This is a genomic window from Caldichromatium japonicum (genome assembly GCF_011290485.1).
GTDB lineage: Bacteria > Pseudomonadota > Gammaproteobacteria > Chromatiales > Chromatiaceae > Thermochromatium > Thermochromatium japonicum.
The window spans coordinates 2,653,517-2,666,210 of sequence record NZ_CP048029.1; the positions used below are offsets into that span (position 1 = coordinate 2,653,517).

The following is a 12,694-nucleotide window of genomic DNA, read 5'->3' on the forward strand; positions in this document are numbered from 1 at the left end:
TTAAGGCCAACAGACCCACCCCCAAGATCCAGCTCGCTGGCAGGCCTCAGGAATCAATGCATGGCAGGGCGATGGGCACCAGTGTTTTCCCCTCCTCGAGAGGAGGAGGCAGGTTATATCTCATCTTGGGAAGATGGCGAAGAGGGCGCAGGCCCCCGGACATCTACGCCCTCGCCCTTTAGTCCCGGACCACAGCCACTTGCATGAAATAAGGCCTAAAGAGACATTGAAATTCGCAGCTACAAACCTGCCTCGTCCGTATCCCATCGATATTTCTGGATTCCGGCTTTCGCCGGAATGACGAGCATCGGACTGGCAGTCAGGGATTGATTCAGTGCTTCCCCAGGCGAAGGCTGCGGCGCTCTTTCAAAGATGCGGCCTGATCTGGGGCAGGAGTTGGTCGAAGGTGCGCCCCTGGCCGACCTCGCCGATCGCATGCATCTTCCATTCGTTGTTGTGCCGATAAACCTTGGCCATGATCATGGCCGTATGACTGCCCTGACAGCTGAGGTCATAGCGGGCGATCTCTTGACCGTTAGCCGCATTGACAATCCGACAATAGGCATTGGCGACCTTGGAGAAGTCCTGGCCGGTGTAGTTGTTCACGGTAAAGACCAGGCTTTTGACATTGGAGGGGACCGCAGGGAGATCAACATGGATCTGTTCGTCATCCCCTTCCCCCTCGCCGGTGCGATTATCGCCCGAGTGCCGGATACTGCCGTCGTTGCTCGTCAACTGACGAAACCAGACGGCATCGACCAGGTTGCCATGCTCATCGAAGAGGAGACAGGAGGCATCGAGGTCGATGCTCTCGCCGCCGCCAAACAGACCGCCAAGAAAACCGCCGCTCTTCCCTGACTGAGCTGCGTCCCAACCGAGACCCATAATGATCCGGCTCAAGGCACCGCCGGCCTCCTTTTCAAGCGAGATCTTCTGACCCTTTTGCAGACTGATGGCCATGGTTAAGCTCCTTATTGGTCGTTTTGGCTTGAAATGCGCTTTTAAAGGCTGCTGATTTGCAGTGGAAGCAAGAGGTTCCTGTCCCTCGCAAAGGCTATTGAGAGGTCTGCGGACGGAAGAGCGACCGGTTGCGCGAGCAGACCACGACCCGCCCCTGCCCGCTAAATCGAATCACCAGGCCCTCACCCGAGGTCACCGAGTTCATCAGCGAGCTGAAGAACCCGCCGCCACTCCTCGGCATCCCGATCTCGAAATGGAGCCCAGAGGACCAGGCGACCACATGATTGTTGTCGATGACGAGATCGCGCCCAGGGGAGACATCTAGGGTAAAGACCGAGCCGAATCCCGAGACCGCGAGCTTGCCCATCCCCCGCGCCTCCAGGATCACGAAGCCGCCGGTGCCGCCAAACACCCCTCCGCCTAAAGAGTTGAGCCTGGCATTGAGTTCGACCCCCACTTCGGCGGCCAAAAAGCTTCCATCAGATAGGGTATAGGCCGAGCTTGGGGTAACATCTAGAAGCTCGATCGCCCCAGGGAGCGCGGGCGAGAGCAGACAATCGCCATCGCCGCCGACCGCCTCGATCTCTTGTTGGAAAAAGGATTCATCGGTGCTGAGGCGCCGCAGCAGCGCCCGCCCCAATCCCCCGCGCATCTGTCCCTTGACCTGGAGAGGCGCCTCCATCATGACCATGGCGTCGGATTCGCAAAAGATGCGCTCGCCTTTGCGCAGGCTGACATGAAGAAAAGGGTCGATCTCGCCAGTGACGGTAAAGACGGGCATAGGACCTCCTGCGGCAGCCGTTTTTTAGGGAGGCTTGGCGGGCCTTTCTCGAAACCCCGCCTGATTTGTCTGCCCCTCTCGGGGAGCGGGCGAGTGAGAAATTAGCCTCCTCGCCCCTACCTCTCCCCTACCTCTCCCCTCCCTGAGGGAGAGGGGGTTGCTGCCTTCGGGCTCAGCCGACATTGACCCCGTGTTCGCGGGCAAGCGCAGCAAGCCCGCCGGCGAAGCCTTGACCCACAGCCTTGAACTTCCATTCGCCGCTGTGCCGGTAGATCTCGCCGAAGATCATGGCCGTCTCAGTCGAATAGTCCTCCGAGAGGTCATAGCGGGCGATCTCGGTATTGGTGTCCTTGTTGACCACGCGGATGAAGGCATTGCGCACCATGCCGAAGTTTTGTTTGCGTGCCTCGGCCTCATGGATGGTGACGGCAAAAACGATGCGCTGTACCCCAGCCTCGACCCCCTCCAGGTGGATGCTGATGGTCTCGTCATCGCCCTCGCCTGCCCCCGTGAGGTTGTCGCCGGCATGGACGACCGCCCCATCGGGCGAGGTGCGCTGATTATAAAAGACGAAATGGCCGTCTGAGAGCACCTTGCCGTTCTCACCGACCAGAAACACGCTGGCATCCAGGTCAAAGGGCGCGCCATCGGTCGAACGCGCATCCCAGCCCAGGCCCACCAGGACGTTTTTGAGGCCCGGGTCGGTCTTGGTCAGGCTAACATTGCCACCTTTTTGCAGACTGATCGCCATCTTTGCTCTTCCTCTTGCGGTGGAAAAACGAACTTTAGTGTAACCAAATCATCTGGGAAAGACACCCAGGGCTTTAAGTCAGGTCCTCGAAGATCTGAGAGATCGAGCGAGCTGAACTGACAGAGCCCCTCATCTGGACCGCAATCGCGCAGTAGCCAGTCGCTGCCCGCGGTGCGCCGGTAAAGCCGATACGCCGTTGTTCGATTGTGACCAGGGCATATTCGCGCAGCTCAGGGATCATGCGATAGGCCCAAGCCTTGGGGCCGCAGTCGAAGCCTTCAGTTCCGCTTGGCAAGATCTCGATGATCAATCTGGGGTGCTCGATGAACAGGGGCGAAGCCTGATCCCGCGGATCGCAGGGGCACATGATCTCTGGGTAATTATTGATTAAGAAACACATGCTTTTGAAATTGAGTGAGCTGTCCAGATGTCGTGGGCATGGAAAGACGAGACATGAGATTGCTGTCGTTTGCGGCGCGCGAAGAGCGGCGGCGTGGCTGGAGGTATGAAGCGATAGGCGCGCAGAGGGGATTGTTGGGCGCAGGGGTGTTCGACATCTGCAAACGCTATGGGCGCGAAGGGGCCCAAGGGCTCAAGGAAAGGTGGGTGAGAAGCGGGCGCTGTTGGCGGAGCAGGACGCCCAGATACGCAAGCTCATGTGCGACGGGACACCGGATCAGCTGAAGCTGCCGTTTGCGCTGTGGAGCCGGCAGGCGGTGCGGCAGTTGATCCTCGACCGTTTTGGCATCGAGCTCAGGCCGCAGGGGGAGGGCAAGTACATGGCGCGCTGGGGATTGACGCCCCAGAAACCGATTCGGCGCGCCTATGAGCAAAGCCCGCCGGCGGGCAAGACGTGGCTTGAGGAGACCTACCCGGACATTGCCCGGCGCGCCAAGGCCGAGGGCGCCGAAATCCACTGGGGCGATGAAACGGGGCTGCGCTCGGACGAGGTGCGCGGGCGCTCTTATGCGCCGGCGATCAAGACGTCCGAGATTCGCGTCACGCACCGTCGCGAAGGCCTGTCGGTGATCTCGACGCTGACCAACCGCGGCAAGGTGCGTCGGAAGGCGTTCGCGGGGGCGATGAACGCCGACATCCTGATCGACTTCATGAAGCGGCTCGTCAAGGACGCCAGGGGCAAGAAGATCTTCCTCATCCTCGACAACCTGCGCGTGCATCACACCAAGCCAGTCAAGGCGTGGCTGGCTGCATGCGCCAATCAAATCGAGGCCTCCTCCCTCCCCCCCTACAGCCCGGCACTGAACCCCAACGAGATGCTCAAGGCCACCATCACCGCGCAGGCGCCCTCCCGCACCAAGGGCGATCTGAAGAAGGCGACCGTCAGCCACCTGCGCCGCCTTCTCAATTCCCCCCAACGCATCATGCGCTACTTCCAGCATCCCAAGCTCCATGATGCCACGTAATACAAGTTCATTGGTTTCGGATCAATAAAACCAGTAGGCGTCCGCCGCTCTATGCGCAGTTTCATGTCCGCAACATAGGTCTGGAAAGGACCGCCGCGCAGATACTCGTGCTTGCTTGCTCGGTCGTTCGGATTCCCAGGCCAGATAGCCTTCGGGATCAAGGCGCATCGGCAAGGTATGCGCCCTCATGTGTCTGCTTCCGAGATGTCGGTGGTCGCGCCATGCACCGGCTCGTCCGGCGGCTGATACCAGTTGAGCTTATCGCGCAGCTTCACGACCTCACCCACGATCAAGAGCGTGGGCGGGATAGGGGGATCAGCGGCGACCTGATCGCAGATCGTTGCCAAAGTCCCTGTATAGACCTTTTGTAGATGGGTCGTGCCCTGTTGGACTAAGGCAATCGGCATTTCAGGGGAAACGCCATGCGCTATCAGGCGCTCGATGATGATCGGCAGCCCCGTAAGCCCCATATAAAAGACCACCGTCTGGTTCGGCTGGGCCAGTGCCGGCCAATTGAGGTTGATCGTGCCGTCCTTGAGATGCCCGGTCACAAAGACGACTGACTGGGCATAGTCGCGATGGGTGAGAGGGATCCCGGCATAGGCAGCGCAGCCGGAGGCCGCAGTGATCCCCGGGATGACCTGGAAGGGGATGCCCTCGGCAGCCAGGGTATCGATCTCCTCACCGCCACGCCCAAAGATAAAGGGATCTCCCCCTTTTAAGCGCAGCACCCGATGCCCGTCCTTGGCGAGGTCTACCAGCAGCCGGTTGATCTCCTCCTGGCGCAGCGCATGGTGGTTACGCTGCTTGCCGACATAGATGCGCTGGGCGTCGCGCCGCGTCATCTCAAGGATCGGGGTCGCGACCAGGCGATCATAGACGACCACATCGGCCTGTTGCATCAGACGCAGGGCGCGGAAGGTGATGAGATCAGGGTCGCCCGGTCCCGCCCCGACCAGATAGACCTCGCCCAGATCGTGCTCCAGGGCGTCGGGCGCAAGCTCTTGTTCGATCAGGGCCTCGGCCTCTTGCATCTGGCCGGCGAGTACGCGCTCCGCAACCGCCCCTTGCAGGACCCGATCCCAAAACCGGCGGCGAAAGGCCGGCTCCGTAAAACGCTCCTTGACCCGCTCGCGATAGCGCCCGCTGAGCTCGGCGAGACGCCCATAGCCGCCGGGGATCAGGGCCTCGAGCCGCGTGCGCAACAAGCGCGCCAAGACCGGCGAGGTCTTGCCGCTGGAGATGGCCACGGTTACCGGCGAGCGATCGACGATCGAGGGCAGGACGAAGGTACAGGCCTCGGGATCATCGACCACATTGACGGGGATGTCGGCGACACGGGCGAGCTCGGCGATCTGGCGGTTGACCCCGCGGTCGTCCGTCGCGGCGATCACCAGCCGCTGGCCCTCGATATCCTCGGGCAGGAAGCGTCGCGCCCGATGGGTGAGCTCGCCGGCCTCGGCGCGGCGCGTAAGCTCAGGGGTGAGCGTGGGGGCGACGAGAATGACGGCAGCGCCGGCGCGCAAGAGCGTTGCGACCTTGCGCGCTGCCGTCGCGCCTCCGCCGACGACCAGACAGGGCCGACCGCGCATGTCGAGAAAGATGGGGAGTAAATCCATGATCTGCGTGGGCCTTTCGCTGACCTGCGTTGAGTTAAACATCTAAAGTTTCTAATATGTCTCCAATATTTTGCCTCAAGATCAGGATGCGCAAGTGGTCAACGAGATCGATTCCGAGTCCCTCAGCCAGCGCCTCAAGGACCCCTGTCCCCCGTTGCTGATCGACATCCGCACCCCAACCGAGATGGCGCAAGGGATCATCCCGAACGCCCGCTTGCTGCCCATGCACCTCGTCCCCCTGCGTCTCAATGAGATCCCTAATGACCGCGAGGCAGTGATCTATTGCCGCAGCGGCGCCCGCTCCTATCATGTCTGCGCCTATCTGATGCAACAGGGTTATGACCGTGTCATCAACCTGCGCGGCGGGATCATCGCCTGGGCGCGTCATGGGTTACCGATCGTCTCGCCTGGCGATCTGAGCGATGTGTCCTGATCGGGGCGCACCCCTTTGGTGTATAGTGCAGATCCGGGTCCATCTTGCTTGGGCTCAAATCTAAAATCCTCAATCAATCCTCATCCAAAACAGGAGGCTTTGTTCAAAGATGGCCAATTTTGACCAAGAACTCGATGCTACCGGTCTCAACTGCCCGCTGCCGATCCTGCGCGCCAAGAAAACCTTAAGCAGCATGGGCAGTGGTCAGGTGCTGCATGTCATTGCCACCGATCCCGGCTCGGTGAAGGACTTCGATGCCTTCGCCAAGCAGACCGGCAACACCCTGCTGGAATCCAAAGAGGAAGGCGGTAAGTTCCATTTTTTGATCAAGAAATCCTAGGTCGGCGTCTTTCGTCTGCCCCAACATAATGACAACGCACTGCGCGCCTCTCCTAGACCGCGGCGCATCTGGAGGACTCGATGGATCAAAAGAAACTGGCGATCATTGCAACCAAGGGCTCACTCGACTGGGCCTATCCGCCCTTTATCCTGGCCTCGACCGCCGCCGCCCTCGGCTATGAGGTTCAGGTCTTTTTCACCTTTTACGGGCTTCAGCTCCTCAAAAAGAAACTCGCCCTCGAGGTAACCCCCCTGGGTAACCCCGGAATGCCTATGCCGCTGGGGATGGATAAATGGTTCCCGGTGCTGGGGCTAGCCCTGCCCGGCATGCAGGCGCTGATCACTGCCATGATGAAACAAAAGATGAAAAGCAAGGGCGTGGCCAGCATCGAGGAGCTGCGATCCATGTGTCTCGAGGCCGATGTCAAGCTCATTGCCTGCCAAATGACGGTCGATCTGTTCGATATGCCGACCTCCGAGTTCATCGAGGGGATCGAGTACGCGGGTGCCACGACCTTCTTCGAGTTCGCGGGCGACAGCGACATCTGTTTGTATATTTAACCCCGAGCGTATCTTGGAGCGGCCCTGGCCGCTCCAGCTCCGGCCTTCGCCGACGCGATTTCTATTGATCTCACACCACCATGTCGAACGAGCAGCGCACCGGCGCCGCCATCCTGATCGATACCCTTTTGGATCTCGGGGTCGAGGTCATCTTTGGGCACACAGGTGGGGCGGTGATCCCGATCCATGTCGAGATCAACAAACGCCTGCGGGCAGGTCAAGACGTGCCGCGTTTCATCCTCTGCCGCCAGGAGCCCGGGGCAGGACACGCCGCCGAGGGTTATGCGCGGGCGACCGGTCGGATCGGGGTGGCGCTGGCGACCTCAGGACCGGGTGCGACCAATCTGGTCACGCCCATCGCCGATGCCCACAAGGATTCATTGCCCACCCTGTTCATCACCGGCCAGGTCCCCAGCCGCGCGATCGGCACCGATGCCTTCCAAGAGGTGGACATGGTCGGGATCACCCGCCCGATCTCTAAGCACAACTATCTGGTGAAGGACGTCGCCGATCTCGAATGGGTCCTCCGCGAGGCCTATGATCTGGCGAGCCACGGGCGCCCGGGACCTGTGGTGGTCGATATCTGCAAAGACGTCCAGCTTGCGACCTGCACCCAGGCCAATCCACCGCGGCGGCGCCATCGCGAACTCATCCCCTTCGACCGTCAGCAGGCGGAAGCCATCCTCGATGCCCTGATCTCAGCTGAACGCCCTGTGATCAAGGCCGGCGGTGGGGTGATCCATGCCAACGCCGCCCTGGCCTTGCAGCGTTTTGCCGAGCGCTTCGATGTGCCGGTGACGACGACCTTCAATGCCCTAGGCGCGCTCCCGCCCGAGTGCCCCTACAACCTCGGGATGCCGGGGATGCACGGGACCATCCCCGCCAACTATGCCTTGCGCGAGACTGATCTCGTGCTCGCCTTGGGCGGTCGTTTCGACGATCGGGTGGCGGTGCGCGGCTTTGCCGAGGGCAAGCGGATCGCCCACGTCGATATCGACCCCTCGGAGATCGACAAGACCATCCCCACCGATCTCAACCTGGTCGCCTCACTCGATGAGTTTCTGGCCCATGCCCTGGCCTCTGGGCGCTCGGCCCAGCATCCCGACTGGATGGCGCGCATTGCCGAATGGCGCAAGCGTCAGTTTCCCTCTTATGGTCAGGCGGAATACATCAAGCCGCAGGCGGTGATCGAGGTCTTGTCAGAACTCACTGGCGGCAATGCGACCCTGGTCACCGGGGTCGGCCAGCATCAGATGTGGGCAGCGCAATACTACCGTTTCCGTCGCCCACGCCAATGGATCAGCTCGGGGGGACTGGGAACCATGGGCTTTGGGCTACCGGCGGCGATCGGCGCCTGGTTCGGCAATCCCAAGCACCCGGTGATCCTGGTTGACGGCGACGGCAGCTTCCAAATGAATCTTCAGGAGCTGGGCACCGTGGTCGCCAATCGCATCCCCTTAAAGATGTTTGTGCTCAACAACAGCTTTTTGGGGATGGTGCGCCAGTGGGAGGACATGATGGACGGCGGCCATCATTATGAGACCTGTCTGTCGCGCACCGCCAACTGCGACCCAGACTGTATCGATCTCGACCAGACCTGCAGGCGCCAGATCCCCAATCTCACCGGGCTCAAATATGTCTATCCGCGCCTCAAGACCTGCAGGATCAAGGACCCATACAAGCTTCGCGCCAAAGTCGCCGAGGCGCTGGCCGAACCTGGGCCGGTGCTCGTCGATGTCTGGATCGACAAGGCCGAAAACGTCATCCCCATGATCCAGCCTGGACAGACCCTCGCGCAGATGATCGAGCCCGTGGGCGAGATCCGCCGCCGGGAAACCACGTGAACTCTGACGATCGATGATCGTCGTTGCTGGAAGAGGCGGTATTGACCGGATGATAGCCGGGTCTGCGCGAAGTTGAGCAGCGGAGGGCGCGAGGAGGGACTCCTGGAGGGAGAGGCGTGCGTCCTTGAGCGTCTTTGACGCCCGCTAGCCCCCTTGCCTGAGTGGGCGCATGCCTGGCTGCGCTCAGCGGAGCTGGAAATCTTAGAACGCGATGTCGATGCGGTGCTGATGGCAGAGGGCCTGGAGGCGGTGTTTGGGCGCCAAGCAGATCCAGCGCCTGCCGCCTCAACAGATCACTCGGTTCCGAGCCCCCAGTCGGCATACTGTCTTCCCTGGCAAATGGCCATGACCGCAGATACCGTCGGGCTTGCAGCCATCAAGCGCCACCCTATAATCCAGCCATCGTTGTTCATGCTTACTTACAAAACAGGAGGTTCAAGATGCCCACCTATGACTATCGCTGTCCCGCCAACAATCGGGTGGTCGAGGTCACTCATCGTATGAGCGAGACCATCAGCACCTGGGGTGAGCTCTGTGCTCGCGCTGGCATCGAGCCCGGCGATACCCCGGCCAACACCCCAGTCGAGCGCCTGGCAACCGGCGGAAACATCATCAGCAGCAATCATCTCGGCAGCGGCTGTGCCCCAGCGTCCTCTTGTCCGACGGGCACCTGCTGCGCCGGCGGGATGTGCGGGCTCGATTGAGCGCAGCCAGGTACGGCGGCGTACCCCAAGTAGGGTACGCATTGCGTACCCTACGCCTCGATGCATGCCATCCTCATCGTTCGCCTGAGCGCCATCGGCGATATCGTCTTTGCCTCACCCCTGATTGCCGCTTTGCGCCAGCGCTGGCCGGATGCCCAGCTCGTCTGGCTGGTGCAATCCGAATGCGCCGCCCTCCTCGAACGTCATCCCGAGCTGGATGCAGTGATTGCTTGTCCCTTGCGTCACTGGCAACGCCTCTGGCGGGCAGGCCGGCTGCGCGAGCTGTATGCCGGAATGATGACCCTGCGCGCCAATCTGCGGGCCTATACCTTCGATCTAGCGCTCGACCTCCAGGGACTGTTCAAGAGCGGGTTTCTGACCTGGCTATCAGGGGCTAGGGCGCGGATCGGTCTGGGTTCGCGCGAGGGCAGCCAGTGGCTGATGACCGAGGTCCTGCCGCGCGGGGGCGAACCACTCAAGATCGCCTCGGAATACCGCTATCTTGCCGAGCATCTAGGTCTACCGCTCGATGGGTTTCAACTGGCCGTCCATTACGGAACTGCCGAAGCCACACTCGCCGAAGCGACGATCATCCGCTCAGGTCTCGAAAACGGCTATGCAGTCTTATGTCCCTTCACCACCCGCCCGCAAAAACACTGGATCGAGGAGCGCTGGGGCCGGCTTGCCCAGCGGATACGCGCCGAGCTCGGTCTGACAGCGGTCTTGCTCGGCGGGCCCGGCGACCGGCTCGCTGCACGGCGCATTGCCGATGCCGCCGAGGATGCAGTGGTCGATCTGGTCGGCCAGACCAGCCTGACCGAGGTCGCGGCCCTGATCGACCGCGCCGCCCTTCTGATCGGAGTAGATACCGGGCTTGCCCACATGGGGATCGCCTTGAACACCCCCAGCCTGCTCCTCTTTGGCTCAACCCGGCCCTATCTAGAGACCGGACGCCCCAATGCGCAGGTGCTCTATCATCCCCTGCCCTGCTCTCCCTGTAAGCGTCGTCCAAGCTGCCAGGGGCGATTCGACTGTATGCGCGCGATCGATTGCACCGAGATCCTGCAGGCCGCCGCCGAGGTCTTGCGCGTATGAAGATCCTCCATGTCGAGGCCGGGCGCCATCTCTATGGCGGGGCGCGGCAGGTCTTGTATCTAGTCCAGGGCCTTAAGGCGCGCGGTCATGATAATCTCTTGGTCTGTCCGCTGGGTTCGGTCATCGCCGAGCGCGCCGCCCCTTTTGCCCAGGTCCAGGCGTTGCCTCTGGGCGGCGACCTCGATGTTGGGCTCAGTCGGCGGCTGCTTGCGCTGATCAAGGCATCCCAGCCAGACCTCATCCACCTCCATAGCCGCCGCGGAGCAGATCTCTGGGGCGGACTCTCAGGGCGCCTGGGGCAGGTGCCGGTCGTCCTTACCCGCCGGGTAGACAATCCAGAGCAGCATTGGCTTGTGCCGCTCAAATACCGGCTCTATGACCGGGTGATCGCGATCTCTCAGGGGATCTATGAGGTGCTGCTTGGCTGTGGGGTGCCGCAAGACAAGTTGCGGGTGGTGCGCAGCGCCATCGACCCGGCTGCGCCTGAGAGGGTGACAGCCCCCAGGTCCTCTCATCCCGCCCAACCGGCGGGCGCCAGTGGTCCGCGCGCGCGCTTGGGGTTGGCCGAGGACGCCCTGGTGATCGGCATGATTGCCCAATTGATCCCGCGCAAGGGGCATCAGGTCTTACTTGCGGCGCTGCCAGAACTGATCCGCACCTTCCCTCGCCTACAGGTCCTGTGTTTCGGACAAGGACCGCTCTCTGCGACCTTGGCGCAAGAGATCTCCAGCCGCGGCCTGAGCCGCAATGTCCGGCTGATGGGCTTTCATCCCGACCTCCCTGAGCTCCTGCCCGCGTTCGACCTCCTAGTCCATCCCGCGCTCAAGGAGGGCCTGGGGATCGCCCTGCTCGAGGCGGCGGCAGCGGGTCTGCCGATCGTAGCCACTCGGGTCGGTGGGATCCCCGAGGCGGTGCGCCACGGGGTGAATGGACTCTTGGTCCCGCCCGAAGATCCCCAGGCCCTGGCCGCAGCGATTGCCGAGCTCTTGCAAGACCGCGAGCGGCGGCGGATCTTCGGGCAGGCGGGACAGGCGTTGGTTGCGTGCGAGTTTTCAGTTGAGGCCATGGTCGAGGGGAATCTCGCGGTCTATCGGGAGCTCATCCCATGAGCTGGCCACCGAACTTGCAGATGGTCGCCAGCAAGTCGCTCGGCGGGGCCGAGCGCTGGTTCATCCGTTTTAGCCGCGCGCTCAGCGAGCTTGATGCCCCTGCCCAACTCGCCATCCGCAAACATAGCGCGCTCTCTGGGATGGATCTGGGGGGGCTTGTAGTGCATCGCCTTCCCTATTGCACTACCTGGGACCCCTGGTCGCGCCAGGCCGTTGCGCGCTTGATCGATCGGGTTCAACCAGCGATCATCCAGACCTATATGGGGCGCGCCACGCGGCTAACACGGATCGTTCCCGGCAAGGGACCGGTCCATCTCGCCAGGCTCGGCGGCTATTATGCCCTCGGTCCCTATCGTCACGCCCACGGTTGGATCGGCAATACCCGCATGCTCTGCGACTGGCTGGTCCAACAGGGCCTACCGGCCAACCGTGTCTATCACATCTATAACTTCATTGATCCACCCGCGCCTGTGGCTGCCGAACGGATCGCCGAGCTGCGGGAGGCCCAGGGTCTGCCGGATGACGCTTGGCTCCTGATCTGTCTCGGGCGGTTCGTGCCGGTCAAGGGCCATACCCATCTGCTCGCTGCCCTCGGCCTCTTGCCTGAGAGCATCGCTGGGCGCCCCCTGCGGTTGTTGATGCTCGGCGATGGCCCCTTGGCGCCCAGACTCAAACGTCAGGCCGACCAGCTTGGGCAGTCGCAGCGCATCCTCTGGCTCGGCTGGCAGGCTGACCCCAGCCCCTACCTCCAGATGGCCGACCTCGTGGTCTTTCCTTCGCTGGAAGAGGAGACCCTCGGCAATGTGATCCTCGAGTCCTGGGCCTGGGGCAAGCCCTTGCTTACTGCAAGCTTTCGTGGGGCGCGTGAACTGGCGCGTCACAGCGAAGATGCCTGGTGCGTCCCCTGTGCCGATGCCCGCGCCTTGGCCCAAGGGATCAAGACCCTGCTTGCTGACCCCCCCCGCATGGCCCAGATCGCCGCCTGCGGTCACAAGCGCGCGCTCAATGAGTTCAGCAGGCCGGCGATCATGGCCCGCTATCAAGAGCTATATCAGCAGTTGGCAATGTAGATGT

At 62.0% G+C, this 12,694-nt stretch carries 14 protein-coding genes; 9 read left to right on the plus strand and 5 right to left on the minus strand.

All coding sequences use genetic code 11. From position 1 onward, the window contains the following. Positions 1-366 precede the first annotated feature (366 nt). The 4 genes from GWK36_RS12970 to GWK36_RS12985 form a co-directional block, all read right to left on the minus strand. On the minus strand, positions 367-960 hold the full coding sequence (locus tag GWK36_RS12970; RefSeq protein WP_166271696.1) for a TerD family protein: 594 nt from the start codon (positions 958-960) through the stop codon (positions 367-369). A 94-nt stretch (positions 961-1,054) separates the two neighbouring features. Then, a complete protein-coding gene (locus tag GWK36_RS12975) occupies positions 1,055-1,741 on the minus strand; it encodes a TIGR00266 family protein (protein WP_166271698.1) in 687 nt (228 codons plus the stop codon). A gap of 172 nt (positions 1,742-1,913) precedes the next feature. After that, on the minus strand, positions 1,914-2,492 hold the full coding sequence (locus GWK36_RS12980) for a TerD family protein (RefSeq protein WP_166271700.1): 579 nt from the start codon (positions 2,490-2,492) through the stop codon (positions 1,914-1,916). A 73-nt stretch (positions 2,493-2,565) separates the two neighbouring features. Continuing rightward, positions 2,566-2,892 (minus strand): Uma2 family endonuclease, encoded by a 327-nt coding sequence (locus tag GWK36_RS12985; protein WP_166271702.1) that lies wholly within the window; start codon positions 2,890-2,892, stop codon positions 2,566-2,568. A gap of 157 nt (positions 2,893-3,049) precedes the next feature. Here GWK36_RS12985 and GWK36_RS12990 point away from each other — a divergent pair, with 157 nt between their 5' ends. Then, entirely contained in the window at positions 3,050-3,916 is an 867-nt protein-coding gene (locus tag GWK36_RS12990) for an IS630 family transposase (protein ID WP_425482801.1), read from the plus strand. A gap of 185 nt (positions 3,917-4,101) precedes the next feature. On the opposite strand, the gene cysG is transcribed toward GWK36_RS12990, so the two are convergent. Beyond that, the gene (gene cysG / locus GWK36_RS12995; protein ID WP_166271704.1) at positions 4,102-5,535 is read right to left on the minus strand and encodes a siroheme synthase CysG; all 1,434 of its coding nucleotides are present in this window, start codon (positions 5,533-5,535) and stop codon (positions 4,102-4,104) included. A gap of 94 nt (positions 5,536-5,629) precedes the next feature. Between cysG and GWK36_RS13000 the strand changes: the two genes are divergently transcribed. The 8 genes from GWK36_RS13000 (at position 5,630) to GWK36_RS13035 (ending at position 12,690) form a co-directional block, all read left to right on the plus strand. Further along, the gene (locus tag GWK36_RS13000; protein WP_166271706.1) at positions 5,630-5,968 is read left to right on the plus strand and encodes a rhodanese-like domain-containing protein; all 339 of its coding nucleotides are present in this window, start codon (positions 5,630-5,632) and stop codon (positions 5,966-5,968) included. 109 nt (positions 5,969-6,077) lie between these two features. Beyond that, a complete protein-coding gene (locus GWK36_RS13005; protein WP_166271708.1) occupies positions 6,078-6,308 on the plus strand; it encodes a sulfurtransferase TusA family protein in 231 nt (76 codons plus the stop codon). Between the two features lie 80 nt (positions 6,309-6,388). Then, the gene (gene dsrE2 / locus GWK36_RS13010) at positions 6,389-6,868 is read left to right on the plus strand and encodes a sulfur carrier protein DsrE2 (protein ID WP_166271710.1); all 480 of its coding nucleotides are present in this window, start codon (positions 6,389-6,391) and stop codon (positions 6,866-6,868) included. A gap of 80 nt (positions 6,869-6,948) precedes the next feature. Further along, the gene (gene ilvB / locus GWK36_RS13015) at positions 6,949-8,712 is read left to right on the plus strand and encodes a biosynthetic-type acetolactate synthase large subunit (protein WP_166271712.1); all 1,764 of its coding nucleotides are present in this window, start codon (positions 6,949-6,951) and stop codon (positions 8,710-8,712) included. A 440-nt stretch (positions 8,713-9,152) separates the two neighbouring features. Continuing rightward, positions 9,153-9,416 (plus strand): FmdB family zinc ribbon protein, encoded by a 264-nt coding sequence (locus GWK36_RS13020; protein WP_166271714.1) that lies wholly within the window; start codon positions 9,153-9,155, stop codon positions 9,414-9,416. Between the two features lie 60 nt (positions 9,417-9,476). Further along, positions 9,477-10,511, plus strand: a complete 1,035-nt coding sequence (locus tag GWK36_RS13025) for a glycosyltransferase family 9 protein (RefSeq protein WP_166271716.1) — start codon at positions 9,477-9,479, stop codon at positions 10,509-10,511. Beyond that, positions 10,508-11,620: a glycosyltransferase gene (locus GWK36_RS13030; protein WP_166271718.1), complete on the plus strand. Its 1,113-nt coding sequence runs from the start codon at positions 10,508-10,510 to the stop codon at positions 11,618-11,620. The genes GWK36_RS13025 and GWK36_RS13030 overlap by 4 nt, the downstream gene beginning before the upstream one ends. After that, entirely contained in the window at positions 11,617-12,690 is a 1,074-nt protein-coding gene (locus tag GWK36_RS13035; RefSeq protein ID WP_166271720.1) for a glycosyltransferase, read from the plus strand. The genes GWK36_RS13030 and GWK36_RS13035 overlap by 4 nt, the downstream gene beginning before the upstream one ends. The last annotated feature ends 4 nt before the right edge of the window (positions 12,691-12,694 follow it).